The sequence below is a fragment of the Frigoribacterium sp. MEB024 genome, assembly GCF_000878135.1.
Classification (GTDB): Bacteria; Actinomycetota; Actinomycetes; order Actinomycetales; family Microbacteriaceae; genus Frigoribacterium.
The window spans coordinates 36599-63495 of record NZ_JXQZ01000023.1; the positions used below are offsets into that span (position 1 = coordinate 36599).

The 26897-nt window shown below is 68.3% G+C and carries 26 protein-coding genes; 12 read left to right on the forward strand and 14 right to left on the reverse strand.

What is annotated here, in order from left to right; all coding sequences use genetic code 11:
• Positions 1–71: 71 nt before the first annotated feature.
• Positions 72–1130 carry a glycosyltransferase family 2 protein gene (locus SZ60_RS05380; RefSeq protein ID WP_052505183.1) on the reverse strand — a complete coding sequence of 353 codons (1059 nt, stop codon included), beginning with the start codon at positions 1128–1130 and terminating at the stop codon, positions 72–74.
• A 107-nt stretch (positions 1131–1237) separates the two neighbouring features.
• Between SZ60_RS05380 and SZ60_RS05385 the strand changes: the two genes are divergently transcribed.
• The 6 genes from SZ60_RS05385 to SZ60_RS05410 all read left to right on the forward strand — a co-directional run bounded on the left by SZ60_RS05385 (position 1238) and on the right by SZ60_RS05410 (position 9354).
• The gene (locus SZ60_RS05385) at positions 1238–3793 is read left to right on the forward strand and encodes a glycosyltransferase (protein WP_043594353.1); all 2556 of its coding nucleotides are present in this window, start codon (positions 1238–1240) and stop codon (positions 3791–3793) included.
• A gap of 80 nt (positions 3794–3873) precedes the next feature.
• Complete coding sequence (locus tag SZ60_RS05390; RefSeq protein WP_043594354.1) at positions 3874–4800, forward strand: ABC transporter permease; 927 nt, start codon at positions 3874–3876, stop codon at positions 4798–4800.
• A gap of 23 nt (positions 4801–4823) precedes the next feature.
• Positions 4824–6068, forward strand: coding sequence for an ABC transporter ATP-binding protein (locus SZ60_RS05395; RefSeq protein ID WP_043594356.1), 1245 nt, complete (start codon positions 4824–4826; stop codon positions 6066–6068).
• A gap of 2 nt (positions 6069–6070) precedes the next feature.
• Positions 6071–7222, forward strand: a complete 1152-nt coding sequence (locus SZ60_RS05400) for a glycosyltransferase family 1 protein (protein WP_043594359.1) — start codon at positions 6071–6073, stop codon at positions 7220–7222.
• Between the two features lie 123 nt (positions 7223–7345).
• Positions 7346–8215, forward strand: a complete 870-nt coding sequence (locus SZ60_RS05405; protein WP_043594361.1) for a glycosyltransferase — start codon at positions 7346–7348, stop codon at positions 8213–8215.
• A gap of 44 nt (positions 8216–8259) precedes the next feature.
• Positions 8260–9354 (forward strand): glycosyltransferase family 2 protein, encoded by a 1095-nt coding sequence (locus SZ60_RS05410; protein ID WP_043594364.1) that lies wholly within the window; start codon positions 8260–8262, stop codon positions 9352–9354.
• Between the two features lie 41 nt (positions 9355–9395).
• Here SZ60_RS05410 and SZ60_RS17100 read toward each other — a convergent pair whose 3' ends face one another.
• Positions 9396–10070 (reverse strand): glycosyltransferase, encoded by a 675-nt coding sequence (locus SZ60_RS17100; protein ID WP_197073510.1) that lies wholly within the window; start codon positions 10068–10070, stop codon positions 9396–9398.
• Between the two features lie 9 nt (positions 10071–10079).
• On the opposite strand from SZ60_RS17100, the gene SZ60_RS17105 reads away from it, so the two are divergent.
• A complete protein-coding gene (locus tag SZ60_RS17105) occupies positions 10080–11378 on the forward strand; it encodes a hypothetical protein (protein WP_156155499.1) in 1299 nt (432 codons plus the stop codon).
• Positions 11379–11429: 51 nt separating this feature from the next.
• Here SZ60_RS17105 and rfbA read toward each other — a convergent pair whose 3' ends face one another.
• From rfbA to SZ60_RS16360, 5 genes are read right to left on the reverse strand one after another with little or no spacing between them, the layout of a single operon-like run.
• Complete coding sequence (gene rfbA, locus SZ60_RS05425; RefSeq protein ID WP_043594368.1) at positions 11430–12293, reverse strand: glucose-1-phosphate thymidylyltransferase RfbA; 864 nt, start codon at positions 12291–12293, stop codon at positions 11430–11432.
• A gap of 4 nt (positions 12294–12297) precedes the next feature.
• A complete protein-coding gene (locus SZ60_RS05430; RefSeq protein WP_043594370.1) occupies positions 12298–12909 on the reverse strand; it encodes a dTDP-4-dehydrorhamnose 3,5-epimerase family protein in 612 nt (203 codons plus the stop codon).
• A 9-nt stretch (positions 12910–12918) separates the two neighbouring features.
• Complete coding sequence (locus SZ60_RS05435) at positions 12919–14079, reverse strand: hypothetical protein (protein WP_043594372.1); 1161 nt, start codon at positions 14077–14079, stop codon at positions 12919–12921.
• Positions 14076–14306, reverse strand: coding sequence for a hypothetical protein (locus SZ60_RS05440; RefSeq protein ID WP_043594374.1), 231 nt, complete (start codon positions 14304–14306; stop codon positions 14076–14078). Before SZ60_RS05440 ends, SZ60_RS05435 begins: the two co-directional genes overlap by 4 nt.
• A 22-nt stretch (positions 14307–14328) precedes the next feature.
• Positions 14329–15225, reverse strand: a complete 897-nt coding sequence (locus SZ60_RS16360; RefSeq protein ID WP_052505185.1) for a D-alanyl-D-alanine carboxypeptidase family protein — start codon at positions 15223–15225, stop codon at positions 14329–14331.
• A 113-nt stretch (positions 15226–15338) separates the two neighbouring features.
• Here SZ60_RS16360 and rfbB point away from each other — a divergent pair, with 113 nt between their 5' ends.
• Genes rfbB through SZ60_RS05460 form a run of 3 tightly spaced genes read left to right on the forward strand, consistent with a single transcriptional unit; the run spans position 15339 to position 18326 of the window.
• Positions 15339–16322, forward strand: coding sequence for a dTDP-glucose 4,6-dehydratase (gene rfbB / locus SZ60_RS05450; protein WP_043594376.1), 984 nt, complete (start codon positions 15339–15341; stop codon positions 16320–16322).
• A complete protein-coding gene (gene rfbD / locus SZ60_RS05455) occupies positions 16322–17212 on the forward strand; it encodes a dTDP-4-dehydrorhamnose reductase (RefSeq protein ID WP_043594378.1) in 891 nt (296 codons plus the stop codon). The genes rfbB and rfbD overlap by 1 nt, the downstream gene beginning before the upstream one ends.
• A complete protein-coding gene (locus SZ60_RS05460; protein WP_043594380.1) occupies positions 17187–18326 on the forward strand; it encodes a glycosyltransferase family 1 protein in 1140 nt (379 codons plus the stop codon). Before rfbD ends, SZ60_RS05460 begins: the two co-directional genes overlap by 26 nt.
• 136 nt (positions 18327–18462) lie before the next feature.
• Here SZ60_RS05460 and SZ60_RS05465 read toward each other — a convergent pair whose 3' ends face one another.
• From SZ60_RS05465 to SZ60_RS05495, 7 genes are all read right to left on the reverse strand, one after another.
• The gene (locus tag SZ60_RS05465) at positions 18463–19806 is read right to left on the reverse strand and encodes an LCP family protein (protein ID WP_082059897.1); all 1344 of its coding nucleotides are present in this window, start codon (positions 19804–19806) and stop codon (positions 18463–18465) included.
• On the reverse strand, positions 19803–20339 hold the full coding sequence (gene purE / locus SZ60_RS05470; protein ID WP_255349703.1) for a 5-(carboxyamino)imidazole ribonucleotide mutase: 537 nt from the start codon (positions 20337–20339) through the stop codon (positions 19803–19805). Before purE ends, SZ60_RS05465 begins: the two co-directional genes overlap by 4 nt.
• 17 nt (positions 20340–20356) lie before the next feature.
• Positions 20357–21496, reverse strand: a complete 1140-nt coding sequence (locus SZ60_RS05475; protein WP_043594382.1) for a 5-(carboxyamino)imidazole ribonucleotide synthase — start codon at positions 21494–21496, stop codon at positions 20357–20359.
• Positions 21493–21969, reverse strand: a complete 477-nt coding sequence (locus tag SZ60_RS05480; protein ID WP_043594384.1) for a hypothetical protein — start codon at positions 21967–21969, stop codon at positions 21493–21495. The genes SZ60_RS05475 and SZ60_RS05480 overlap by 4 nt, the downstream gene beginning before the upstream one ends.
• 98 nt (positions 21970–22067) lie before the next feature.
• A complete protein-coding gene (locus SZ60_RS05485; RefSeq protein WP_043594386.1) occupies positions 22068–23372 on the reverse strand; it encodes a UDP-glucose/GDP-mannose dehydrogenase family protein in 1305 nt (434 codons plus the stop codon).
• A 28-nt stretch (positions 23373–23400) separates the two neighbouring features.
• Entirely contained in the window at positions 23401–23949 is a 549-nt protein-coding gene (locus SZ60_RS05490) for a PH domain-containing protein (protein ID WP_231567056.1), read from the reverse strand.
• Positions 23950–23953: 4 nt separating this feature from the next.
• Complete coding sequence (locus SZ60_RS05495) at positions 23954–24733, reverse strand: biotin--[acetyl-CoA-carboxylase] ligase (protein WP_043594389.1); 780 nt, start codon at positions 24731–24733, stop codon at positions 23954–23956.
• Between the two features lie 107 nt (positions 24734–24840).
• Between SZ60_RS05495 and SZ60_RS05500 the strand changes: the two genes are divergently transcribed.
• Together SZ60_RS05500 and SZ60_RS05505 are read left to right on the forward strand one after the other, a co-directional pair.
• On the forward strand, positions 24841–26454 hold the full coding sequence (locus SZ60_RS05500) for an acyl-CoA carboxylase subunit beta (RefSeq protein WP_043594391.1): 1614 nt from the start codon (positions 24841–24843) through the stop codon (positions 26452–26454).
• Positions 26451–26732, forward strand: a complete 282-nt coding sequence (locus tag SZ60_RS05505; RefSeq protein ID WP_082059898.1) for an acyl-CoA carboxylase epsilon subunit — start codon at positions 26451–26453, stop codon at positions 26730–26732. The genes SZ60_RS05500 and SZ60_RS05505 overlap by 4 nt, the downstream gene beginning before the upstream one ends.
• Positions 26733–26897 lie beyond the last annotated feature (165 nt).

Genomic DNA, 26897 nt, shown 5'->3' on the forward strand with positions numbered 1-26897 from the left:
TCGTCGATCGAGCGGGAGTCGGATGCGAAGCCCGACCAGTTCTCAGACTCTAGCTGTACGTACCCCGTTCGTCAGGCAACGTCCCCCGAAGACGGGGCAGCATCCGAGGAGGACAACGACCGCTCCACCCGAAGGCGATCGGCGCGAGAGACGCCCGAACGCCGCCGTGCCACGACGGCGGAGCGTGACGCGGTCACCAGCCCTCTCGACACCGCCGCCCAGTCTCGTCGGGTCAGAACAGCCGTGTCCGGTCGCGCGAGATCGATCAGGAGGCGCGCGAGGGTCCTCAGGACGACACGGAGAACGAATCCCCAGGATCCGTTGCGGAGAACCACCAGAAGACGGTTCCTCATGCTCTGACGGCGAACGAGAACACCGGCGTCGTCCGAACTGGCCGCGTGCCGGTGGACAGCCCGGGCCGAGGCCGCGTGGACGATCTCCTGCCCCGCCAGACGAAGCCTCCACGAGACGTCGAGGTCCTCGTAATACATGAAGAGCGACTCGTCGAAACCGCCGACGGCGGCCAACGCCGATCGCCGCAGGAAGGCAGCCCCTCCGGAGAAGCCGAAAGGACGACCCCCAGGGTCGGCGACGAGGTCGACGGGTCGTAGCCAGTCGCGGTCACGACCGTTCCCGTCGGGTCCGAGCTCGATCCCGGTACCGTTCATCAAGGTCACGGCGTCGGCGTCGTCGGACCTCCGCCAGGCCACCCCCTCCCCGTCGACGAGCGCACGCCCGCCCCGGGACCCCGACGGGACGAAGCGCCCTTCGAGGGTCACCGTGGCCGAAGCCGCGGCCACGGTCTCCCCCCCGTCGCTCAGCGCCCGGAGGCCGGCGTCCAGGAACCCCGGTTCAGCGACGGCGTCGTTGTTCAGCAGGACGACGACGTCCCCGGTCGAGGCCTCGATGCCTCGACGAACGCCGCCGGCGAAACCGGCGTTCGTGGACTCCTCGACGACGACGAGATCGGGGAACGTCCGCCGGAAGATGTCGACGGCTCCAGGGCGCGCCTCGTTCTCGACCAGGACGACCTCGAACGACCACTGGGAGTCCTGGCCGATCAGCGAATGGAGACAACGCACGGTCAGTTCGGGTTGACGCCAGTTGACCACGATCACGGATGCGTCCATCCGATCATTGTGACAGCGGGAGGAGAGCTGTCGGCGACGCCCTCGTATAGTGGGACCGCACTCGCGGGGCCCTCCGGCCCGCCCCACCGTCCCTTGGAGTACCCACCGTGCCTGTTTCCACGTCGAGCGTCGTCTCGGTCGTCATCGTCAATTTCCGCGGTACGGACGACACGCTCGAATGCGTTGCACGTCTCAACGAGGTGGACTGGCCGAAGGACCAGCTCGAGATCGTGGTGGTCGAGAACGGCTCGGGCGACGACAGCCGTCAACGCCTCGAGGCCGAGCTCGGCGGCCGGAGCAACGTCACGATCGTGGTGTCGAAGGACAACCTCGGGTTCACGGGCGGCAGCAACCTGGGCGCCAAGAAAGCCAAGGGCGAGTTCGTCGCGTTCTTGAACAACGACGCCAAACCGCACCCGGGCTGGGTCCGAGAGGCGCTCGACCAGTTCAACGTGAGCCCCCGCGTGGCAGCGGTCGGCAGCAAGGTCCTCGACTGGGACGGCAAGGCGATCGACTTCGTCCAGGGCAGCCTCACGTGGTTCGGCATGGGGTACAAGGACCGCGTCACCGAGGTCGACGACGGGTCGTTCGACACACCCAAGGACCTCCTCTTCGGCACCGGCTCCGCCCTCTTCGTCCGCAAGGCCGTCTTCGAGCAGGTGGGCGGCTTCGACGAGAAGCTCTTCATGTTCTACGACGACGTCGATCTCGGGTGGCGCCTCAACATCCTCGGATATCGCGTCCGCTTCGCCCCCTCGTCGATCGTCTTCCACAAGCACCACGGTTCGATGAAGAGCTTCGGCGAACACCGCGAGATGTACCTGCTCGAGCGCAACGCGTTGATGTTGCTCTTCAAGAACCTGTCCGACGAGAGCCTGGCCAAGTTCTTGCCGGGAGCGCTCGCCCTGCTCGCACGACGGGCGGTGGCGAAGAGCGGCCTCGACTCCGAGATGTTCGACATCCGCCGGTTCGTGGGCGCCCCGGACGAGTTCGACCGAGACACTCCCGTGTCGAAGGACACCATGGCCGGCCTGTTCGCACTCGACCAGTTCGTCGCCGAACTCCCCGAGCTCCAGGCCGCGAGGGACGATCTCCAGGCTCGCCGCACGAAGACGGACGCCGACGTCTTCCGCCTCTTCGGCGACATCTTCAAGCCTCTCTTCGGTGACCCTTATTACCTCGAGGGATTCCGATCGATCGTCGATGCCTTCGACATCCGGGAGCACACCCAGCGGACCAAGGTGCTGGTCATCACGGGTGACGCGATCGGCGAGAAGATGGCCGGCCCGGCCATGCGCGCCTGGAAGATCAGCGAAGCCCTCTCTGAGCACAGCGACGTCCGGCTCCTCACCTGGAACGTCGCCGCTCGCAAGTCGGACCGCTTCGAGGTGAGCCGGGTGCGCCTCCAGAACGAGCACGAGATGAAGGCCCACGAAGAGTGGGCTGACGTGATCGTGTTCCAGGGTCACGCCCTCCATCACTTCACGACCCTCAAGAAGTCGCACAAGATCATGGTCGCCGACCTCTACGACCCCATGCACCTCGAACAGCTCGAACAGGGTCGCGAGTGGGGGCTGGCCCAGTGGAAGAACCAGGTCGCCTCGGCGACCGACGTGCTCAACGAGCAACTCCTGCGAGCAGACTTCTTCCTCTGCGCCTCCGAACGCCAGCGTCTCTTCTGGCTCGGCCAACTCGCCGGCCTCGGGCGCATCAATCCGGAGAACTACGCCGCGGACGAGAACCTCGAGAAGCTGATCGCCATCGCCCCGTTCGGCATGGATTCCACTCCTCCGGCGCACACCCGCAAGGCGATCCGAGGCGTGGTCCCCGGCATCGGCGAGGACGACAAGGTGGTCATCTGGGGAGGTGGGATCTACAACTGGTTCGACACCCTCACCCTGATCCGCGCGATCGCGGTCTTGGCCGAACGACGCCCCGACGTGCGACTCTTCTTCCTCGGTGTGGCCCACCCGAATCCGGACGTCCCCGAGATGGCCATCGTCGCCCGCACGCGCGAGCTCGCGGCGGAGCTCGGCGTCGCCGGCAAGAACGTCTTCTTCAACGAACAGTGGGTCGCACTCGACGACCGGTCGAATTACCTCCTCGAAGCGGATGCCGGTGTCAGCACCCACTACGACCACATCGAGACGACTTTCTCCTTCCGGACGCGCATCCTCGACTACATGTGGGCCAACCTGCCCATCGTGACGACTCGTGGGGACAGTTTCGGAGACCTCGTAGGAGCCGAGGGCATGGGCGTGGCCGTGCCCGAGCGCGACGTCGACGCCCTGGCCGATGCCCTCGAGGCCGTGCTCTACGACCCCGAGGTGCGGGCCGACACACGCGCCGCCGTGTCACGGGTGCGCGAGGACTTCACATGGGAGAAAGCCCTCGAACCGCTCGTCGAGTTCTGCCGCGACCCTCAGGTCGCCGCGGATCGCGCGCTGGAGAGCACCCCGGTCACCACGGTCAGAGCGCTCCGGGGCAAGGTGGCGCGGTCGAGCGAGGAGAAGTTCCACGAGATCGCCAATCGACGCCACGGAGTCGTTCGTGACATCGCCCTCGCTCGCCACTACGTGACGGACGGCGGCGGTCTCCAGGTGCTGCGCGACAAGGTCCAGAACCGTCTCGCCACCATGCGAGCCAGCAGATACGGCAAATAGCCGTCATCCCGGACTGGACCGGTCCGCACAGGTCGACCGGATATAGTGCTTCAGTTTTGACCACGAAGGGGTCCACGCCCATGACCACCACGACACCGAGCACGACCTCGGGGGAACGCTTCCAGCGTCTCGCGACAGAGCCCATGGTCGTCGCAGGCCAGCCCTCCAAGGTCTTCAGCGGCACGTTCGGCATCGTCCGCGAGATCCTCGCGCACCGTCAGCTGCTCGACCTCCTCATCCGCCGTGATCTCAAGTCGCGTTACAAAGACAGCGCCCTGGGGTTCCTCTGGACCCTCATCCGCCCCATAACGCAGCTCATCATCTACTACGTGGTGCTCGGACAGATCCTCGGAGCAGCCCGCAACATCCCCGAGTTCGCGGTCTACATCTTCTCGGGTCTGACCATCTACGGTCTGCTGAGCGAGATCATCGCGGGCTCGACGTCGTCCATCGTCAGCAACGGTGGCCTGATCAAGAAGGTCTACACGCCTCGGGAGATCTACCCTCTGGCGAGCATCGGCTCCGCCCTCTTCAACTTCGGCATCCAGATGGTCGTATTGATCGGTGCCACGATCGTCACCGGGTCGTTCCCCTGGCACCTCGACGTCCTCTATTTCTTCCCGTCGGTCATCCTCATATTGATCTACGGCACGGCCTTCGGTCTGCTGTTGGCGGCTCTGAACGTCTATCTCCGCGACATGCAGTACCTGGTCGAGGTCTTGCTGATGCTCGCCATGTGGGCCTCGCCCATCGTCTACGCGTGGACGATGGTCTCCAATGCGCTGACGGACGGGCGTGGGTGGCTGCTCGGTCTCTACACCGACAACCCCGTCACCCTCGCGGTCCTGGGTTTCCACCGCGCCTTCTGGATCGCGGGCGACGAAGCGTCGTACCCCGAGGACCTCCTTCTGCGCATGGGCATTGCCGCCTTGATCGGACTCGTCCTCCTCTACGCGTTCCACCGTGTCTTCGCCCGGCTGCAGGGCAACTTCGCCCAAGAGCTCTAGAAACGAACGGACATCCCGCTCCAATGAACACGGACCAGCCGTCGCCCCTCCACGCATCAGTCACCTCCCCGACCGACCCGCCGACCGTCGTGTCGATCGAGAACGTCTCGAAGAAGTTCGTCATCCGGAAGGACAACTCCCTCAAGGAACGCCTCGTCACCCTCGGTCGGGCAGGCCGCCGGAACAGCGAGGAGTTCTGGGCCCTCAGCGACGTCTCGCTCGAGATCCCCGCTGGCAGCACCATCGGGCTGCTGGGACCGAACGGGTCCGGCAAGAGCACCTTGTTGAAAGCCATCGGTGGCATCATCGAGCCCACCTCCGGGTCGATCAGACGACGAGGTCGACTGGCGGCCTTGCTCGAGCTCGGAGCAGGCTTCCACCCCGACCTCACAGGCCGGGAGAACGTCTTCCTCAACGCCTCGATCCTGGGCCTCAGCCAGGCCGAGACGGAGGACAAGTTCGACGACATCCTCACGTTCTCGGGGATCGGGGACTTCATCGACACCCAGGTCAAGTTCTATTCGTCCGGCATGTACGTCCGCCTGGCCTTCGCCGTGGCGATCCACACCGATCCCGACGTGCTGTTGGTGGACGAGGTGCTGGCGGTCGGCGACGAGGCCTTCCAGCGGAAGTGTCTCGACAAGATCCGGGAGTTCCAGCAGCAGGGTCGAACGATCATCCTCGTGAGTCACTCGTTGGGGCAGGTCCAAGAGCTCTGTGATCGTGCCGTCGTCCTTTCCAAGGGCGAGGTGATGTTCCAGGGATCGGCGGCCGACGCCGTCAAGAACTTCCGAGACATCCTCGAGGGCCGCCGGGTAGCCGAAGCAGAGGCGCAGTCTCCCGACGTCGAAGCGACACCAGGGCACGTCACGGCGACCGAGGTCCGCGCCGAGGGGCGCGCGCCGGGCGAGGAGTTCCAACCGGGCGACACGCTCGTGGTCCGAATGGAGTTCAGCCACACCACTCCGCTGGAGCGGTGGCACTCGGGTTTCAAGATCGAGACCAACCTCGGCACGCAGGTGTACGGCACCGACAGCCGGATGCTCGGACTCGACCACGAGCCCCTGCGCGGAACCGCCGCAGTCGAATACCGGCTCGACAACATCCAATTCGGTGGAGGCCCCTACTTCGTGCACAGCTTCATGGCCGAGCCGAACGGAGCACACATCGCCATCCAGCGCCAGGCGGCTCGGTTCGTCATGGCCGACGACGATCACGCCTCGGGCGTGGTGAGGGTCGACGCCACGGTCAGAGCTCTCAGCGCCTGACAATGACGAGCATCCTCCCCGTCCTCGTCGATGCCACGTCCTTGCCACCGAACAAGGGGGGCGTGGCTCGGTACATCGCGGGGCTTCTCCGGGGCTTGACCGATCTCGGTGTCACGGTCAACGTGGTGGTCAAACCGTCGGACCGTGCCTGGCTCCTCGACCAAGCACCTGGTCACCACGTGCTGGAGGCACCGCCGTCGGTGTCGTCACGCCCGCTGCGACTGCTCTGGGAACAAATCGGTCTTCCGATCCTCGCGAGGCGCCTCAGGGTCGACGTCATCCACTCGCCGCATTACACGTTCCCCTTCTTCGCCCGACGAAAAGTGGTCGTCACGGTCCATGACGCGACCTTCTTCAGCGCACCCCACGACCACGCCGCAAGCAAGCGCATCTTCTTCTCGACGTGGATCCGCCTCGGACGTCGATGGGCTGCTGCTTCCATCGCCCCCAGCGCGGCCACGGCGTCCGAGATGACGACGTGGGCGGGAAGGGCTCGTGGGCCGGTCTCCGTAGCCCATCACGGTGTCGACCCGTCCGTGTTCCGTCAGCCTCTCGACACCGAGGTGGCCTCGTTCGCCGCTGCTCACGGACTCTCGACCGAGGTCGGGTGGTTGGCCTTCCTCGGCACGGTCGAGCCTCGGAAGAGCGTGCCTGCGCTCGTCGAAGCCCATCGGAGGCTCTCCGCCGCCGACGCATCGACGCCCCCGCTGCTGGTCGCCGGGGGTCTCGGTTGGGACGAGGACGCACGTCGACTCCTGGAAGCGGCCGGTGACGAGCCGGGGTCGGCCCTTCGTTACGTCGGCTACTTGCCACTCGCCGAACTTCCGTCCTATCTCGGAGGAGCCACGATCGTCGTGTACCCCAGCACCGGCGAGGGTTTCGGCTTGCCGGTACTCGAGGGCATGTCGTCGGGGGCCACCGTCCTCACGACCCGTCGGCTGGCCCTGCCCGAGGTCGGAGGCGATGCCGTGAGTTACTGCGAGCCGGACGTCGACGGGATCGAAGGGGGTCTGCGCGAACTCCTGGCCGACGCAGGCCGGCGTCGTCGACTGGCTGCCGCAGCTCTCACGAGGTCATCCGGGTTCACATGGGAAGCGTGTGCAGTCGTTCATCGACGGAGCTGGGCGACGACGGCCGGAAGGCCATCCGTCTGAGTCGGGGGGACGCCCTCGCGTCCATGCCAGACTGTAAGAGGATGCCGAGTTCGCCGGTCGGCGACCAGTCGTCAGGACGCGCGTCCGGCGGCCCGCCCCGGCCGACCATCACCAGAAGAGATCATGACGAACGAGATTCCGAACCGCCTCGCGCCGACGCTCGCGGTCGTGACCGTGAGCTACAACTCCGGCCACCACCTCGCCACGTTCCTCGAATCGACGAAGCAGGCGTCCGCACTCGGCGCAGGGGTCCTCGTCGTCGTAGCCGACAACCAGTCGACAGACGCGGACGCTGCACGTCGGACCACGGAGAGCGCAGGCGCCCGTTTCCTCGATGTCGGTTTCAATGCGGGCTACGGCACTGCGGCGAACGCGGCTCTGGCGACCCTCCCCGAGACGGTGCGGTACGTTCTCGTGTCCAACCCCGACGTCGTCCTGTCACCCGGCTCACTCGACGTCCTCGTCGAGACGGCTCAGTCGAATCCCCGGACCGGCGCCGTCGGGCCCGCCGTTCTGGAACCGGATGGCTCGGTCTACCCGTCGGCTCGAGCCGTTCCCTCGCTGCGGACCGGGCTCGGGCACGCTCTCTTCGCCAACGTCTGGCCGTCGAACCCTTGGACACAGCGCTACCACCAGGAACATGCCGCGACGGGCACTCGTGAGGTCGGATGGCTCTCCGGCGCGTGCGTTCTTTTCCCTCGCGATGTCCTCGACGCTCTGGACGGGTTCGATTCCGGCTATTTCATGTACTTCGAAGACGTCGACCTGGGGTGGAGGATCGGTCGCGCGGGCTACATGAACGTCTACCAACCCTCTGCCGTGGTCACCCATGTCGGAGCCCACGCCACTCGTGATTCCTCCGATGCGATGCGACGCGAACACCACCGGAGCGCCTACCGGTTCCTCTCGACCAAGTACTCCGCCTGGTGGCTCTGGCCTCTGCGCGTAGCCCTGCGTGCGGGTCTGAGCATCAGAGCTCGTCTCCACGGCTGAACGCCCTCCCGACCCGACCCGACCCGACCCGACTGGAGAACAACATGACCCTGGCCGTCACCGCTATGGTCCGAGACGAGTCCGACGTCATCCGCCAGTGGGTGGAGTATCACCTCGCCCAGGGGGTCGACGTGATCATCGTGACCGACAACGCCTCCACGGACGGAACCGCTGAGATCCTCCAGTCCTTCGCCGAGTCCGGTGTCTTGACCCTCCACCATGATCCAGTCCACCGGAAGCAGCAGGGCACCGTGGTCACCGCCATGGCAAGGGAAGCTGCGACGGTCCATGGCGCCGACTGGGTCATCAACGCCGATGCCGACGAGTTCCTGATGCCCGTCGATCGGTCTCTCACCCTCGCGGATGTCTTCTCACGGCTCGACGAAGGGCTCGGTTCGTTCGGTGTTCCCGTCGTGAACATGGTCGGACCCGTCGCCGAGAGCGGCGCCGGCTGGGATCGGCTCGTCTGGCGTGACCAACGGGACAACGATCAATTGAGGAACGTCGGCGTCCTCGCGCAGCCCACGTCGAACGCCGTCCACGTCGGCCGACCTGACGTCACGGTCGTCCAGGGCAATCATCTCGTGAGCATCGCGAGCACAGGTTCGCCGCCGGACGCGCTGGCACTCGAGGTGCTCCACCTACCGTGGCGTTCGTGGCACCAGTTCGAGCACAAGGTCAGCATGGCCGGAGCTGGGTACGAGGCCAATCCCGACCTCCGCCCCAGTCCGAACCACCACGGCATGAGGGACTGGGCCCGTCTCGGCCAGGGGGTCCTGTTGCCGTTCTACGCCGCTCGCCACATCTCCGCTGACGAGGCCGAAACGGGTCCGTTCACCGAGGACACGAGCCTGCCGGACTTCCTGCGTCGTCAGGGGATCGCGTTGGGTGAGCCGGATGTCCCCATCCCGGTAGAGAGGGCCGAGGAACTCGCGGGGTGGGGTCGGGCCCAGGTCTGGCTCGAGAACGACGTCGCGCGACTGCAGTCCGTCCTGGATCGTCTGGAAGACGAACGCCGTGCCCGAGAGCGGGAACTCATGGACGAAGTCGCGGCTCTGCAACGCGAGGTCGCGGCGATCACGTCACGCAAGGTCGTCCGCCTGACCGACACCATCGCGAATCGACTCAGACGCGGCTGACGGCGACGGTTCGGGTGTTCGACGTCACGAAGACCGTCGGGTCACCGTCGGTCGCGTGATGCGTCACGTCCGTTCTCGGTGACGACACGGAGGACGTCGTCCACGAGGACCGAGGCACGACGAGCGAAGGAATGCTCGTTCGCGATGGCCGCGGCTGACGAGGCGCGAGCGCCGACGTCATCCACCCACGCATGCTGCGAGAGGCGGCGAAGGTCCTCGACGGTGCGATAGGTCCTGACTGCGGGCCCGAACACGTCGACCAGGCCTTCGGCCTCGTCGCTGATGACCGCAGCTCCCGATGCGACGGCATCGAACAACCGGTTCGAGATGAATCCTTCTCGAGCCATGTCTCGCCAATGGTCGTTGAGGACGAGTCGCGCACTTCGGTAGGCAACGGCGAGTTCGTCGTTGGACAGGAACGTGCCGCGGACGTGCTCATCCGAGATGAACCGTGTCCATCCTTCGCCCCAGACGCTGAGGTCCAGGCCCGCCTCCACGGCGTCTCGCACGACGGGCCGGAAGACCTCGCGTGTCTTGCCGACGAAGAGGACGTCGGACGCCAGGCCGGGGTCGACCGGACCAGGATGGAATCGCGAGGGGTTGGTCGCCTGAAGCAAGGGTTCGATCGGAAGACTCGTTCGTCGTGCCGTCTTCTGGGCCCACCGGGGCCCTGCGGAGTAGCGCAAGTCGTACCCGGCCAATTCGACGTCGGACACGCGATCGGGATGACTGATGACCCAGAGGACGTTCATCGCCCAGGGGTTGAGCGGCACTCGGTCGAGACCTCGCAGAACGAGCGAGACATCGTCGAGATGCTCGGACTCGGGACGGACACTCGACTCCCGATTGTCGATGACGACTTCTTGGCCCACACCACGAAGAGCCTCTGCCAGATCGCGTGCGAAGAAGACGTCTCCCCAGTCGTCGCCGCGTTCCCCGGCCCAGGCGGCGGTCTTGATGGACCAGCGAAGACGAGGAGTTCCTTCGACGACGGAGACACCGTCCCTGCGCTCGATGCGGGGCCGGGTGACCCTCGCCGGCACGGCCCCCGCGGGCTGCACGGAAGGAGTCCCCAGCCGGAATCCCGCAGCGGCGAGCACGACGGGCGATCGACCGTCGACCAGGGTGGCCCAGACCTGCAGCAGGTCTTGAGCGATCACGTCGAGACGACGCGCGGGCTCCCGTGCCTGGTAGACGCGGCCGAGTGGAACGGCGACCACGCGGTCGCTCCCGGGCTCCGAGAGGGAGGCCCGTGCGGAGACGGACAACGACAATGCCGTGACGGCCAGGGGGACGTCCGTCGTGGCCGGCGGGACGACGAGATACCTGGTCCTCACGGCGAACGCTGGACGGTCCGCGGCCATGATGTCGACGACTCCCAGGGCTTCGGCGTCCTCCGGGGGGAAACCGCCCAACAAGGACCCGGGGGCGCTGAGAGGCATGTCGAACACGGCCCCCACGCTGACGATCGTCTCGTTGGGATGCCTGAGCACCGCCTGCGCCAGCGCCACTCCCCCTCGAAGCTCGTCCGCGAGCCCGAGGACCACCCTGACGTCCGCCTTCACGGTGGAATCCACGACGACCGTCCGCGTACCCGTGAGATGAGGCAGGACCTGTCCCACCCCTGCCGACCAACCCCGCATGACGTGCGGCACGACCAGCGGAAGTGCCTCGGGCAGACGAGGGAGCACATGCGTGCGTCCGACCGATTCTTCGACCTGATAGACCACGGCGGTGACGACCACACCCCGGGATGTCGCCTCGGACGCCAATCCGGCGAGTTCCTCGACGACGTCCGGACGTCGTTCGAGGTCGTCCACATCGATCGTCACCACGAGATCGACGATCGATTCCAGCAGGTCCTCTCGGACGCCCGGCTGAGGGCCGTCGGCGAGGGGCACGGCGACGTGTCTCGGGGGCTCTCCACCGGGGGCCAGGATCGGGGCTGCCCCGGCCGACGCCGCACCACGAACGAACGCCGACACCTCAGACGCGGTCCGACGAGGATGCTCGACACCGCGTGAAGCCAGTCGAAGGACCCTCGCGACCTGCCGACGGACTCCGTGAAGCACGAGCTACTCGGCGATCAGCTTCTGGAGGTAGACCCCGTATCCGCTCTTCGCGAGAGGGGCGGCCAAGGACGCGAGGTGCTCATCGTCGATCCAACCGTTCCGCCAGGCGATCTCCTCGATGCAGCCGATCTTGTGGCCTTGCCGATCTTCGATCACCCGCACGTATTCGGAGGCCTGCATCATGGATTCGAACGTGCCGGTGTCGAGCCACGCCGTTCCCCGGTCGAGGACCTGCACCTGGAGGTGACCCGCCTCGAGATACCGCTCGTTCACGGTCGAGATCTCGAGTTCACCTCGAGGACTGGGCTCGATGGTCTTGGCGATCTCGACGACGCGGTTGTCGTAGAAGTAGAGCCCGGGGACGGCGTAGTTGCTCTTGGGGACGGCCGGCTTCTCTTCGATCGAGACCGCTCTGAACGACTCGTCGAACTCGACGACGCCGTACGCTTTGGGGTCCGAGACGTGGTACGCGAAGATCGTCGCCCCATCGACGTCGGCGTTCTTCTTGAGGTTCGAGCCGAGCCCCACGCCGTGGAAGATGTTGTCTCCGAGCACGAGCGCGACGCTGTCGTCCCCGATGAATTCCTCGCCTATGACGAACGCCTGAGCGAGACCGTCGGGTGACGGTTGGACCGCGTACTCGATGTGCATGCCGAGTTGCGAGCCGTCACCGAGGAGGGCACGGAACTGGTCGTTGTATTCCGGGGTCGTGATGACGAGGACCTCGCGGATTCCGGCCATCATGAGCGTCGACAAGGGGTAGTAGACCATCGGCTTGTCGTAGATGGGCATCAACTGCTTCGAGATGCCCTTGGTGATCGGCCAGAGACGGGTCCCGGAGCCGCCGGCGAGGATGATTCCCTTCATGCGCTCAGACCTCCTTCGAATCGAGGCTTCGGTAGAACGAACGCATGTCGTCCCAGGTGGGCAGGAGTCCGGCGTCGGCTGCCTCGCGGAGACCCGGCGCATCGGTGTCCTTGGGTGAGAGGAGCGCCTCGCCTGCTTCGGGCGGGAAGACCAGACCGATCTCGGGATCGAGGGGGTCGATGCCGTGTTCACGCTCGGCATTGAACGTGTCCGTGACGAGGTAGCTGACCGTGGCGTCGTCCGTCAGCGCGACGAACGCGTGCCCCAGCCCCTCGGAGAGATAGATGGCGCGACGGTCACGGTCGTCGAGGAGGACGGAGTCCCATTCACCGAATGTCGGCGATCCGACGCGGATGTCGATGACGTAGTCGAGCACCGCGCCGTGCGTCGCGGTGACGTACTTGGCCTGTCCGCGAGGCACGTCCGCGAAGTGGATGCCCCGCACGACGCCACGTCGGGACACCGACGTGTTGGCCTGCCGGAGGTCGATCGGGTGCCCGACGACCTCTGCGAGACGGTCGAAGCGGTACCACTCGAGGAACACGCCACGATCGTCACCGAACATCTTCGGCGTGATCTCGTAGCTGTCAGGGATCTTCAGTTCGCGGATCTGCACCCGGGAAGCCTAGCAAGCCGGTGGGGAGGACGGGCGAGCCGTCCGGCCACGACGCAGCACGTCGGCCCACGTCGTGCTGCAACCGAGGAGGCGGTGACCGCTCACGTACGACGCCGCCGCTTCGGAGGGCCCCTCGTCCACGGCGGCCAGAATGGCACGACGCCAGTCGTCGGTGCTCGATGCGGTGCGCCCGCCGTGATCCGGCACCGTGGCGTAGCTGGTCGATCTCGATGCCACCGTCGGCAGTCCCAACATCGTGTACTCCAGGAACTTCAGGTCGCTCTTGGAGGTGTTGAACGGATCGTCGGCCAACGGCGCCAGGCCCACCGACCATCGTCCGGACTCACCCCGCAGCCACCGGACGAATTCGGGGTGATGGCCCTCGGGGATGTCCACACGCTCGAACCACCCGGGGTCTCCGCCCGTGACGCCGACGACGTCGAGCACGACCGGGCGCCCGTCCTTCGTGGCCAGGCCGTCGAAGACCGGTCGCAGCAGCTCGAGGTCGTCCTGGTGTGTCGCGGACCCCATGTACAGCGCATGGACGCGACCGTCCGCGTCGGGCCGCCCTCCGGTCCACGGCTCCCGAGGAGACGTCGGGCCGGGTTCGCCGCCCCAGAACTCCGGGTCGAGCTCGTTGGGGACGACCACCACCTCCGACGCGAACTGCCTCACCACCCGGGCGAGGGCTTCCGTGCTGACGATCACGGCGTCCGCCGCTCTCACGACGGCCTCGACGGAGTCGATCCGGGCCTCGTCGTACTCGGCACGCACGAGACGCCGACGCGCGTCCACGCTGAAGAAGTCGTCGTCGACCTCGGCGACCAGACGGGCTCCGGATGCGCGAACGGCCTGCAAGAACAGCGCGCTCGCCGAGGCGGGGACGGCATCCCTCTGGACGAGGACGACGTCGTAGGGAAGCCCCTTCTCGCCAGCTGCGACCGCCGACGGGTCGATCTGCTCAGCCGACATGCGACCCGCCACCACCTCGCGGTTGACCCGGCGGGTCACCCGGATGTGGGCGGACCCCGGATGGACGCCCGCCGCGCCGAGGACGACGTATCCGAGCCGCGGCGCGGGGGCGTCGTCGACGGGGTGGACGTTCGCCCTCCTCTGCCTCAGGACGCGCGAGACGACCGCACCGAGCACGGAGCGGCGTTGCTCCGTCACCTCGCCGAGTAGTCGGCGCCGGACGTGACAGCCGAGTGCGGGATGGACAACGACGTGAGGATGTCGAGGAACGCCGCAGCACTGACGGCCCTGGGTGGCTGACCGATGGACCGCAGCGCCGTCACCGTGCTCTCGGTCAGGACGTGTTTCAGCATTCGCGGGGCGACGACGCAGACGTAGCCGCTCCCGACCCCCGGTAACGATCCGGTGCACAGCAGGACGATCATGTTCGGTTTCCTTCCGTGGCGCTCAACGACGCCAATAATCCGCACGGACCGTGACGGCCGACCGGGGAACAGAGATGCCGTCGAGCAGCGCGAGGAACTGCACTCTCGACAATTCGTAGTAGGGAACGCCGACGGCCCGCAACGCGGAGATCTGGTCGAGCGTGAGCAGGTGCTTGAGCGTCCTCATGCCGAGGAGAGCGGTGTAGACGAGACCGACTTGATCGAGGTTCTCGGTGCATCGCACCACGACGAGACCGCTGTCGACGAGGAGTGTGTTGCCGGGGCCCGGGTACGCGGCCACGTAGTCGAAGTGCCAGGGCTCCGGCCGGGAGAATCCGTTCCCGGTGGGCTGCCATCCATATGCCGGTGCGTTCGCGTCCATCCACCGCTTGGCCGCGGTCCCGGCGGTCTGGACGCCGGATCCGAAGTCGCACGAGATGCCCCAGCCGTGGTTGGAGGTTCCGGGGTAGGCGGCCAGGTTTCCGGTGCCCGCCTGGTAGGCGTTCCAGTAGGAGACCTGACGCCCGTAATCCCGATACCCCTCCGTGATCGCCAGTGGCGTGCCGAAGGTCGAGGAGAACGCCAAGCTGAGCGAGAGGAACTGACGGGCTGCGTCGTCCCGGAGGTACCCGGAGCCCGCGACGGATGCCTGGACGGGCGTCAGGGCGTTCGTCGGGATCTGCCCGTTGGCGTAGCCACCCCACGCCTGCAGTGCGGCGACCGCGAGTGCCTCGGCGACGGTGTCGACCGCCCCGGTGGTCTCGCCGAGCTGCACGGAGGCACGGGCACCGAGCGACGGGTGCAGGACGACGGGAGCCGCGAGCGCCACGGACGTGGCCGCATAGGCGAGGAGACGGCGGCGGTCGAAGGATGCGGGACCGTCCGCCTCGTCCGACGTCGGTGGTTCGTCACGATGCATGGACTGACGTTCGCACGCCGTCCGCCGTGGTCGGAGCCTCCGGGGCGGCGATTCATCACATCGGCTCCGGTAACATCGTACGAACCCTCCGCGATCGACCCCAAGGGACCACTGTGAAAATCCTCGTCACCGGCGGAGCCGGCTTCATCGGCTCCAACTTCGTCCGCCGCACGCTCGAAGACGCCTACCCGGGCCTCGAGGGGGCCGAGGTCGTCGTCCTCGACGCTCTCACCTACTCGGGCAACGAGGCCAACCTGGCGAGCGTCGCCGACTCCCCCCGCTACACGTTCGTCAAGGGCGACATCCGTGACGGGGCCCTGCTCGACACGCTCTTCCCCGAGGTGGACGCCGTCGTCCACTTCGCCGCGGAATCACACGTCGACCGCTCGGTCCGCGACGCCTCGATCTTCGTCGAGACCAACGTGCTCGGCACCCAGCAGCTGCTCGACGCCGCCCTGCGCAACGACCTGAAGCGCTTCGTCCACGTCTCGACCGACGAGGTCTACGGTTCCATCGCCGAGGGCTCCTGGGCTGAAGACCGCCCGCTCGAGCCGAACTCGCCCTACTCCGCCTCGAAGGCCGGCAGCGACCTGCTCGCCCGCAGCTACCACCGCACGCACGGGCTGAACGTCTCGATCACGCGCTGCAGCAACAACTACGGCACGTACCACTTCCCCGAGAAGGTCATCCCGCTCTTCGTCACGAACCTGATCGACGACGTGCACGTCCCGCTCTACGGCGAGGGCAACAACATCCGTGACTGGCTGCACGTCGACGACCACACCCGCGGCATCGCCATGGTGCTCGTCAACGGCCGCGCCGGCGAGATCTACAACATCGGCGGCGGCACCGAGCTCACCAACAAAGAACTGACCGAGATGCTGCTCGAGGCCACCGGCAAGGACTGGTCGTACGTCGACCGCGTCCAGGACCGTCTGGGCCACGACCTGCGGTACTCCGTCGACATCTCCAAGATCCGCGACGAGCTCGGCTACGAGCCCCAGGTCCCCTTCGAGAAGGGCCTCGCCGACGTCGTCCAGTGGTACCGCGACAACCGCGAGTGGTGGCAGCCGCTCAAAGAGCGCGCCGCCCTCTGATGGCCGCCGCCCAGAACTCCAAGTACCTCGTCACCGGGGCCCGAGGCATGCTCGGCACCGACCTCCTCGAAGCCCTCTTCGGACGTGACGTCACGGTGCTCGGTCGTGCCGACCTCGACGTGACCGACCGGGACGCCGTCTTCGCCGCCGTCCAGGGGCACGACGTCGTGATCAACGCCGCCGCGTACACCGCCGTCGACGCGGCCGAGACCGACGAAGAGGCCGCGCTGGCCGTGAACGGCACCGCAGCCGGCCTCCTGGCCGGGGCCACCGCATCGGTCGGGGCGAAGCTCGTCCAGGTCTCGACCGACTACGTCTTCGACGGCGACGCCACCGAGCCCTACCCCGAGGACGCCACCATCGCGCCGGTGAGCGCCTACGGCCGCACCAAGGCCGAGGGAGAACAGCTCGCGCTCGCCGCCAACCCCGAGGGCACCTACGTCGTGCGCACGGCGTGGTTGTACGGCGCCCACGGGGGCAACTTCGCGAAGACCATGGTCAAGCTCGCGGCATCGCACGACACGGTGAAGGTCGTCGACGACCAACTGGGGCAGCCGACCTGGACGGCCGACCTCGCGACGCAGATCGTCGCGTTGCTCGACTCCGACGCCCCTGCCGGCGTCTACCACGGCACCAACTCGGGCAGTGCGAGCTGGTTCGAGTTCGCCCAGGCGGTCTTCGACGAGGCCGGGCTCGATCCTGCCCGGGTCCTCCCGACGGACAGCTCGGCCTTCGTCCGCCCCGCACCGCGACCGAGCTACAGCGTCCTCGGCCACGACGCCTGGGCACGAGCCGGACTGACGCCCATGCGTCCGTGGAGAGAAGCGCTGGCCGAGGCCGCGAACAGGGGAGTGTTGCAGACCGATGACCACGCTGCGAGTAGTCGTTGACCAGATCCTGGCTCCCATCCCCGGAGGCATCGGGCGCTACACCGAAGAACTGACCCGCGCCCTCGTCGAGACCGCTCCCCGAGGTTGTGAGGTCGAAGGGGTCGTGGCGGCCCATCCGCAGACCGACTACGACCGGTTGACCGATCTGCTGCCCGGCCTGTCCCATGTCACCAAGTCACCGCTCGGTCGCCGTGAGTTGGCACTGGCGTGGCAGGGTGGCGTCGTCGGCCTCCCCGGGCGCGGCATGGTCCATGCCACGAGCCTGTTTGCCCCCCTCTACCGGCACGATCGCACGCTCGACCCGGGAACGCAGACGGTCGTCACCATCCACGACACCGTCCCGTGGACTCACCCTGAGACCCTCACCCCGCGCGGCGTCCGTTGGCACAAGGCCATGGCCAAGCGCGCCTTCAAGCATGCCGACGGCGTCGTCGTGCCGACCCACAGCGTGGCCCGCGAACTGGCCGAGCTGTTCCCCTTCGGCGACCGCCTCCGTGTCATCGGCGGCGCCGTCAGTCCCAAGCTCGCCGTCCCCGCGGACTCCGACGACGTCGCCGACTCCCTCGACCTGCCCGAGCGCTACGCACTGAGCGTCGGCACGCTCGAACCGCGCAAGGGCATCGAGCCGCTCATCCAGGCTCTCGCCCACCCCGACGCCCCCGACCTGCCGTTGCTGATCGTCGGGCCCGAGGGGTGGGGAGACGTCAAGGTCGCCGACCTGGTGGCCGCTGCCGGCCTGCCCGCCGACAAGGTCCGGACGATGGGTTTCGTGTCGGACGAACAGCTGGCGGTGCTGTTGCAGCGAGCCGCGGTCTTCGTGTTCCCCAGTCTCGCCGAAGGGTTCGGGCTGCCGGTCGTCGAGGCCTTCAGCCTGGGCACGCCCACCATCGTCTCGGACGCCCCTGCCCTGCTCGAGGTAGCGGCCGACGCGGCCGTCAGCGTGGCTCGGGAGGACGCTGCGGGTTACCCGGAGCGTCTCGCGCAGGCCATGTTCCAGGTCGTCACCGACGTCGAGCTGTCGACGCGTCTCGGCATCGCCGGGATCGACCGCGCACGGGCCTTCAGCTGGCGGGACTCGGCCGACAAGGTGTGGCAGCTCCACGCCGATCTCTGAACCACGGGGCGACCCGAGCGGCGACGCGGATGCCCCCGGAGCCGTGGGCGCCCTGCGGTGACGCACCGCGCCTCCTCGTCCGGTCGGCGCGCGCCGTCAGGCGGCGAGCCTCGGGGGCACGATCCGAGGTCGTCCGTCAGGGCGCGGGAGCCGGGGTGGTGGCCTGGGCCACCGCGGCCCGCATCGCGTCGTAGTCGGGGTAGACGTTGTCGTAGGTCGGCGGGACGAGTTCGAGACTCGTGATCTGCTGGGACTTGGCCTTCACGGCCAGGTCGACGAAGGCTGCCAGCGCGCCCTGCGGGATGTCGGTGTCGACGGTCTGCACCCCTGCCGACGCGACGGCCTGGAACTTCGACAGGACCGTCGCCGGTTGGAACTGCGACAGCAGCGCCTGCTGCACCTCGCGCTGACGAGCCATGCGGTCGTAGTCGCTGGTGCCGTGCCGCGCCCTCGCGTACCAGAGGGCGTGGTAGCCGTCGAGCTTCTGTTCGCCGGGCTCGATCCACCCGTCGACGTTGATCGGCTGACCGTTGCCGTCGACGCCTCCGTTGATCGGGATGCGTTGTTGCACGTCCACCTGGATGCCGCCGAGCGCATCGATGAGATCGACGAAGCCCTGCATGTCGATCAGGGCGTAGTACTGCACGGTCAGGCCCGTGATGCCCTCGACGGCGTCACGCATCGCCTCGACACCGGGATTGCTGCCCTTCGACTCGGCGTCGGGGTAGAGGTCGGGGTGCTCTTCCCCGTAGGTGTACAGGAAGCTCACGAGGCAGTCGTCGCCGCAGTCGTAGCCGTCCGGGTAGTCGCCGTACAGCGGCGACCCCGCGACGAAGGGTGCGTCGTACAGGTTGCGCGGGATGCCCACGATGGTGGTCGCACCGGTCTCGGCGTCGATGCTGGCGACCGAGATGCTGTCGGGGCGCAGACCGGTGCGGTCCGCCCCGGCGTCCCCTCCGAGCAACATGATGTTGTAGCGCCCGTCCACGGGAGGCGCGGCGTCGGCCCTCGAGGTGAACAGACTGTTGAGCAGACCGTGCTGCACACCGGCGAGGTAGGCCCCGTAGGCGGCGGGTCCGACGGTCACCACCATCAACAGCACCATCGCCCCGGCGAGAAGTCCCCGGGCCGACGGGGCCGTCCGGACGATGCGGGCCAACCGCAGCGTGTCGACGGTCAGCACCACCCACAGCACCGCGTAGTACGCGAGGAAGACCTGGACGACGGTGAGGGCGACGACGTTGGTCGCGATCTCGATCAGGGGCGAGCGGAAGGCGAATGCCAGGACGACGACGACGACCGCGACCGCCCAGAAGACGAGGGTGGAGGCGAGCCCCCACCGGCCGAGTCGGCGACTGCCCGCGAGCACCTGCGCGGACCCGGGCACGACCACGTTCAGCAGGACGAGCACCCACGCCCTCTTCGTCATGAACGGCTCGGAGGTGATGTCCGGATGACGGACGGGCAGGGAGGTGCTCACAGTGATCGACGCAGGTCGTCGTTCTTCTGCTCGACCAGCTCGGCGAGGGACTCGGCGTGGCGGGCCAGCCGCTCGGCGACCACCGGGTCGTGCGAGCCGATGATGCGGGCCGCGAGCAGACCGGCGTTCACCGCGCCTCCGATCGAGACCGTCGCCACGGGGATGCCGGCCGGCATCTGCACGATCGAGAGCAGCGAGTCCAGGCCGTCGAGCTTGGCCAAGGCGACGGGCACACCGACCACGGGGAGGGTCGTGACCGATGCGATCATGCCGGGCAGGTGCGCTGCTCCCCCGGCCCCGGCGACGATGACGGAGAGTCCGCGACCTGCCGCGTCGCGACCGAAGGCGATCATCTTGTCCGGTGTGCGGTGGGCCGAGACGACCTCGACCTCGTGCGGGATGCCCAGCTCGGTCAGGATCGTCGACGCCCCCTGCATGGTGGGCCAGTCGCTGTCGGAGCCCATGACGATGGCGACCTTCGCGGGTACGGCGGGGTCGTTCGGGCGCACGTCGGTGCTCTTCGGGTCGGACACGGACTAGAGGATAGCCGTCAGTCGGTGAAGAACTCGACAGCGGCACGCGCCCGGAAGACGGCCTCGTCGAGGTCGTCGCCGACCACGGTGACGTGGCCGACCTTGCGCCCGGGCCGGGGGTCCTTGCCGTAGTCGTGAACCTTGACCGCCGGCTGGTCGGCCATCAGGGCGGGCAGACGGTCGGCCATCGACCCCGTCGCCGGCCCGCCGAGCACGTTCAGCATGACGCTCCAGGGACGGTGGCAGTCCGTGTCGCCGAGCGGCAGGTCGAGCACGGCCCGGAGGTGCTGTTCGAACTGGCTCGTGGTCGACCCGTCGATCGTCCAGTGCCCCGTGTTGTGCGGCCGCATGGCGAGTTCGTTGATCAGGAGGCGCTCGTCGGTCGTCTCGAAGAGCTCGACGGCCAGGACGCCGGTGACGTCGAGCCGCTGGGCGACCGTCCGCGCGATCTCGTCGGCGGCGTCGGCCAAGCGACCGGCGCTCGAGGGTGCCGGGGCGAAGACCTCGGAGCACACCCCGTCGCGTTGGACGGTCTCGACGAGAGGCCAGAGGGCGATGTCACCGCTCGGCCGACGGGCCACGAGCTGTGACAGTTCGCGCCGGAACGAGACGAGCTCCTCGACCAGGAGCGCGCCTCCGTTGCCGTCCTCGGCCAGGGCGCCGAACCAGTCGTCGGCGTCGTGGGCCGCCGAGACCACGCGAACGCCCTTGCCGTCGTAACCACCCCGCGCGGTCTTGACGACCGCCCGGCCACCGTGGTCGGCGAGGAACGCCTCGAGCTCGGTGGCGTCACGGACGGCCGCCCAGTCGGGAACGGGCAAGCCGAGCTCGGAGAGCCGTCGACGCATGACGATCTTGTCCTGCGCGACGGCCAGTGCGGACGGCCCGGGGTGCACCCGCACGCCCGCGTCGACGAGGGCGGCGAGGACGTGTTGGGGGACGTGCTCGTGGTCGAAGGTGACCACGTCGACCGTGCGCGCGAAATCGAGGACGACGTCGACGTCGTGGTAATCGCCCACCCGGGTCGCTGCCAACCGGGCCGAACTGCCCTCGGTCTCGGCGAGGACGCTGATCTCGATGCCGAGGTGGACGGCGGGCGGGATCATCATGCGGGCCAGCTGGCCGCCGCCGATGACGCCGACACGGAGAGCCGTCATCGGACGACCGTCCCGCTCAGCTGCGGCGAGTCCGGAGTGCCTCCGACCGTGCACCGGTAGGTGACGTTGGCGACGCCGACGTCACCGCCCGAGTAGAGGCCGGCGACGTCGATGCTCCGCCCCCCGGAGCCCTGCACGAGGATCTGCGACGAACGGTCGTTCCAGGTGTAATCGGCACCCTGCGACCTCGTGGCCTCGTTCCGGCAGGCATCGTAGGCGCGGGCGTCGGTCCAGCCGTCCGCCTCGTCGGACGGTACGGGGACGGGCGTCTCGACGGTGCCGGTCGGGTCGTCGGCCGGCGCCGTGGGGGCGGCCGTCTCGGCCCCCGTGTCGGGCGCCGAGGGCGATGCGGTCGACGTGGGGCTGAAGCTCGACATGGTCGGCGTCGGGTCGTCGCCGCCGCTCGTGCACGCGGAGAGGGTGAGGGCCAGGGCCCCGGCGGTCAGCACGGCGATGAGGGCCCGGTTCGTCATGCGGTCATCGTATCGGTGGCACCTCGTCGGACGGCGTCGACCTGCCGGAGGGGGCCGGACACCGGCACGGGACCAGGCGCCCTCTGACCGGCACTCGGCTACGGGCGCCCGAGTCCTCGGAACTCGAAGCCGGCCTCGCGCCACTCGGCGGGGTCGAACACGTTGCGGGCGTCGACGATGCGTCGGCCGGAGACCAGGGCGGCTACCTCGGCCGGACGCAGTGCCTTGAACTGCTTCCATTCGGTGAGGACCAGGACGATGTCGGCGTCACGGAGAGCGGTCGGGACGTCATCGACGTAGGTGAGGTCGGGAGCCAGCCGGGCGGCGGTCTCGTTGGCCTCGGGGTCGTGGACGACCACGTCGGCACCGGCGGCGTGCAGTCGGCGGGCGACGTCGAGGGCGGGCGAGTCGCGGACGTCGTCGCTGTCGGGCTTGAACGCCACGCCCAGCACGGCGACGCGCGCACCACGCACCTCGCCGAGCAGCTCGCCCGCGAGGTCGACGACGCGGTCGCGGCGGCGCAGGTTGACGGCGTCCACGTCGGCGAGGAAGTCGAGGGACTCGAGCCCCAGTTCGCGCGAACGGGCGCGGAAGGCCCGGATGTCCTTCGGCAGGCACCCGCCGCCGAAGCCGAGGCCGGCGTTGAGGAACCGGCGACCGATGCGGGCGTCGTGCCCGATCGCGTCGGCCAGTTGCGTCACGTCGGCACCGGTGGCCTCGGCGATCTCGGCCATCGCGTTGATGAACGAGATCTTCGTGGCGAGGAACGCGTTGGCCGAGACCTTGACCAGCTCGGCCGTCGCGTACCCGGTCACGAGCCGGGGCGTGCCCGTCGCCAGAGCCGTCGCGTAGACCTCGTCGAGCACGGCCGTCGCACGCTCGCCGGCGTCGCCGGAGGGCACCCCGTAGACGAAGCGGTCGGGTGCGACGGTGTCGGCCACGGCGAACCCCTCGCGGAGGAACTCGGGGTTCCAGGCCAGGTCGGCCCCCGAGGAGGCGCGGACCAGGTCGGCGAGTCGGCTCGCGGTGCCGACGGGAACGGTGGATTTGCCCACCACGAGGTCGCCGTCGGCGAGGTGGGGCAACAGCCCCTGGACCGCGGCGTCGACGTAGGTCAGGTCGGCGGCGTCGCTGCCCGCGGTCTGCGGGGTGCCGACGGCGACGAAGTGGACCTGGGAGCCCGCGGCGTCGGCGGGGTCGGTCGAGAACCGGAGTCGCCCCGAGTCGATGGCCCGGCGGAGGGCCTCGGGCAGACCGGGCTCGAAGAACGGGGCGTGACCCGACGACAGCAGGGCGATCTTGCCCGGGTCGACGTCGATGCCGACCACGTCGTGCCCGAGGTCGGCCATGCACGCGGCGTGCACGGCTCCGAGGTAACCGCAACCGATGACTGAGATTCGCATTGTAATATCCTATGTCACGCGCGTCGGGTCAGACGACCCGGTCGTCGCCCCACGAGGTGGTGTCGGAGTGTCCGACGGACTGCTCGTGCTGGCGACGCTGGGCGACGCTGTTGAGGTTCGACTCCATCAGGTCGTGCAGGGTCGATTGGACGAGGTCGGCCGACGGCACGTCCCAGAGGACGAGCGGACGGTCGAGGCCGGTGTTGATCAGGACGTCTCCGCTGCGGAACGCGCTCTGCACCGAGTTCTTGCGCACCGTGAGGTCGTACCCACGACTGTGCAGCAGCTCTTGACGGGTGCGCACGAACAGCCCCTTGCGCACGACGAGGCGCCGCGAGGTGATGACGTAGCGCTTGCCGAGCCAGATGAGCACGGGCACCAGCCAGAGCAGCACGATCAGGGCGACGGCGGCGCCCAACACGACGTAGTTCTGCCACTCGACGTCGAAGCGACCACCGAAGAAACCGGTCGCGGCGCAGATGCCGACGAGCGCGAGCGACGGCCAGAACAGCACGCGGCCGTGGGGCCGCAGCCGCGCGACGACGTACTCGGTCGGCTGCGGTCCGTCGGTGCTCACAGGCTCATTCATACCGCAGATGCGTGACGTCACCCGAAGCGACGGCCGTCAGCGCGCCGGTCGAGGCGGAACGCACGACCAACCGGCCCGCCTCGTCGACGTCCACCGCCTCGCCGACCAGGGCCGCGCCTCCGGGGAGTTCGACGCGGACTCCGCGTCCCAGGGTCGCGCAGTTCGCGCGGACCGACGCCAGGGCGCCGCTCGCGACCGCGTCGCCCCGGGCCGCGGCGAGGTCGCCGACGAGTCGTGCCAGGCCCGAGACCCACGACGACGTCACGGCGTCCGCGAGTTCGAGGGCGGTGCCCCGCGCTCCGTGCAGACCGAGCGACGTCGAGGTCGGGGTGGGCAGGTCGCCGGCGGGCACCGTGAGGTTGACCCCGGCACCCACGACGACGGCGCTCGCGTCGGACCGCAGCTCGGCGAGCAGGCCACTGACCTTGTCACCGTCGACCTGCACGTCGTTGGGCCACTTCAGCGTGACGTCGCCGCTCTCGACCACACCCCGGACGGAGGCGCGCATGGCCACCCCGGCGAGGAGCGGCACCCAGCCGAGCGAGTCGACCGGCAGGTCGCCCCGGTGCAGCAGCACGCTGACCGCGAGGGAACGACCGGGCGCGGTCTCCCACCGTCGGTCGAGCCGGCCCCGCCCCGCGGACTGGTCGAGCGTCAGCCAGGTCGCCAGGTGCGGCTCGTCGACGGCTGCGAGCAGGTCGGCGTTGGTCGACCCGGTGGACTCGAGCACCACGAGTCGGGGACTGACGGACGTGCTGAGGGGGAAGGCCATCAACTCAGCCTAGGGGGCCGCCGTTGACGACTCCTACGACGTCCGGGGGCGTCCACGCGTGGAAACCTCCAACGGATGGCTGCGGGTCGGTCAGTAGAGTGAGGCGCGTGACTCCTGACTCCGCGCCCCTCACCGACGCCGCGCCCGACCTGCACACCACCGCGGGCAAGCTCGCCGACCTCAAGGCCCGCTATCACGAGGCCGTGACGGCCAGCGGCGAGGCCGCGATCGCCAAGCAGCACGCCAAGGGCAAGAAGACGGCCCGAGAGCGCATCGACGAGCTGCTCGACCCGGGCTCGTTCGTCGAGCTCGACGAGTTCGTCCGGCACCGCACCCACGCCTTCGGCATGGAGGCCAAGCGACCCTACGGTGACGCGGTCGTCACGGGCACGGGCACGATCCACGGCCGCCAGGTCGCGGTCTACTCGCAGGACTTCACCATCTTCGGCGGCTCGCTCGGCGAGGTCGCGGGCGAGAAGATCATCAAGGTCATGCAGCTGGCCCTCAAGACCGGGGTGCCCATCATCGGCATCCTCGACTCGGGCGGGGCGCGGATCCAGGAAGGCGTCGTCGCCCTCGGCAAGTACGGCGAGATCTTCCGGCTGAACACGGCCGCCTCGGGCGTCATCCCCCAGATCTCGCTGATCATGGGCCCGGCGGCCGGAGGCGCGGTGTACTCCCCCGCGCTGACCGACTTCGTGATCATGGTCGACAAGACGAGCCACATGTTCGTCACCGGGCCTGACGTCATCAAGACCGTGACGGGCGAGGACGTCGGCTTCGAGGAACTCGGCGGAGCCCTGACCCACAACAAGGTCTCGGGCGTCTCGCACTACCTCGCGAGCGACGAGGACGACGCCCTCGACTACGCCCGGGCCCTGCTGTCGTACCTCCCCGACAACAACCTGGCCGACCCGCACGTCTTCGACGTACCGGTCGAACTCGAGACCACGGACCACGATCGACAGCTGAACACCCTGATCCCGGACAGCCCGAACCAGCCCTACGACGTGATGACGGTCATCGAGCACGTCGTCGACGACGGCGAGTTCCTCGAGGTCCAGCCGCTCTTCGCGCCCAACATCGTCGTGGGCTTCGGCCGGGTGGAGGGCCGCCCGGTGGGTGTCATCGCCAACCAGCCGTCCGCCATGGCCGGCACCCTCAACATCGAGGCGGGTGAGAAGGCCAGCCGTTTCGTGCGCTTCTGCGACGCGTTCAACATCCCGATCCTCACCCTCGTCGACGTGCCCGGATACCTGCCCGGCACCGACCAGGAGTGGACGGGTGTGATCCGTCGCGGCGCCAAGCTGCTCTACGCCTACGCCGAGGCCACGGTCCCGCTCGTGACGGTGATCACCCGCAAGGCCTACGGCGGCGCCTACATCGTCATGGGCTCGAAACAGCTGGGCGCGGACATCAACCTCGCCTGGCCGACGGCAGAGATCGCCGTGATGGGCGGGCAGGGTGCCGTCAACATCCTGTACCGCAACGAGATCAAGGCGGCGGCCGAGGCCGGCGAGGACGTCGCAGCCGTGCGCACGCGGCTCGCGAACGAGTACACCTACAACGTCGCGAGCCCCTTCCTCGCCGCCGAGCGGGGCGAACTCGACGGCGTCGTCGAACCGGCGGCGACCCGGGTCGCCGTGATCAAGGCGCTGCGAGCACTCAAGACCAAACGGGCGACCTTGCCGCCGAAGAAGCACGGGAACATCCCCCTGTGAGCGGGCGCCACGCAGCCGCGTCCCCCGACGCGACGGACCGCCCCACCGCCGCGGTCGAGCAGCCGTCGGCACCCCTGCTCAGGATCGTCGCCGGAGATCCGACGCCCGACGAGCTCGCGGCGGTGACGGCACTGCTGGCCGCCGTCGAGGCAGGCCGGGCCGAGGCGGCGGCGACGACGTCCTCGCGAACCGCGACGTCGGCCTGGACGCGTTCGGCCCGTGCTCCCCGTCCGTCCATCGTGTCCGGCGAGGGCCGTTGGCGGGGTTTCGCGGGTTGACGCCCCGGGAACGGCGATGGGCACGGCCGTCCTCACCCATCTGTCCTCCTAAATGACGACTGCATACGCGTCCCGGAACGACCATGCTTGCTGGTGCCGGGTGTCTCGTCGAGTCACACCACCGAGCAGGGGCCGACCAGGGTGAACGGGTCGCTGTCGGGGGGA

Bases quoted from the DNA above. Each gene is read 5' to 3' on its own strand.
- rfbD (WP_043594378.1), top strand. From the start codon at position 16,322: ATGGCCGCCGCCCAGAACTCCAAGTACCTCGTCACCGGGGCCCGAGGC.
- SZ60_RS16360 (WP_052505185.1), bottom strand. From the start codon at position 15,225: ATGCATCGTGACGAACCACCGACGTCGGACGAGGCGGACGGTCCCGCA.
- SZ60_RS05485 (WP_043594386.1), bottom strand. From the start codon at position 23,372: ATGCGAATCTCAGTCATCGGTTGCGGTTACCTCGGAGCCGTGCACGCC.
- SZ60_RS05440 (WP_043594374.1), bottom strand. From the start codon at position 14,306: ATGATCGTCCTGCTGTGCACCGGATCGTTACCGGGGGTCGGGAGCGGC.
- SZ60_RS05410 (WP_043594364.1), top strand. From the start codon at position 8,260: ATGACCCTGGCCGTCACCGCTATGGTCCGAGACGAGTCCGACGTCATC.
- rfbA (WP_043594368.1), bottom strand. From the start codon at position 12,293: ATGAAGGGAATCATCCTCGCCGGCGGCTCCGGGACCCGTCTCTGGCCG.
- SZ60_RS05460 (WP_043594380.1), top strand. From the start codon at position 17,187: ATGACCACGCTGCGAGTAGTCGTTGACCAGATCCTGGCTCCCATCCCC.
- SZ60_RS05495 (WP_043594389.1), bottom strand. From the start codon at position 24,733: ATGGCCTTCCCCCTCAGCACGTCCGTCAGTCCCCGACTCGTGGTGCTC.
- SZ60_RS05405 (WP_043594361.1), top strand. From the start codon at position 7,346: ATGACGAACGAGATTCCGAACCGCCTCGCGCCGACGCTCGCGGTCGTG.
- SZ60_RS05395 (WP_043594356.1), top strand. From the start codon at position 4,824: ATGAACACGGACCAGCCGTCGCCCCTCCACGCATCAGTCACCTCCCCG.
- SZ60_RS05475 (WP_043594382.1), bottom strand. From the start codon at position 21,496: ATGACGGCTCTCCGTGTCGGCGTCATCGGCGGCGGCCAGCTGGCCCGC.
- SZ60_RS05480 (WP_043594384.1), bottom strand. From the start codon at position 21,969: ATGACGAACCGGGCCCTCATCGCCGTGCTGACCGCCGGGGCCCTGGCC.
- SZ60_RS05390 (WP_043594354.1), top strand. From the start codon at position 3,874: ATGACCACCACGACACCGAGCACGACCTCGGGGGAACGCTTCCAGCGT.
- SZ60_RS05380 (WP_052505183.1), bottom strand. From the start codon at position 1,130: ATGGACGCATCCGTGATCGTGGTCAACTGGCGTCAACCCGAACTGACC.
- SZ60_RS05400 (WP_043594359.1), top strand. From the start codon at position 6,071: ATGACGAGCATCCTCCCCGTCCTCGTCGATGCCACGTCCTTGCCACCG.
- SZ60_RS17105 (WP_156155499.1), top strand. From the start codon at position 10,080: ATGACTGATGACCCAGAGGACGTTCATCGCCCAGGGGTTGAGCGGCAC.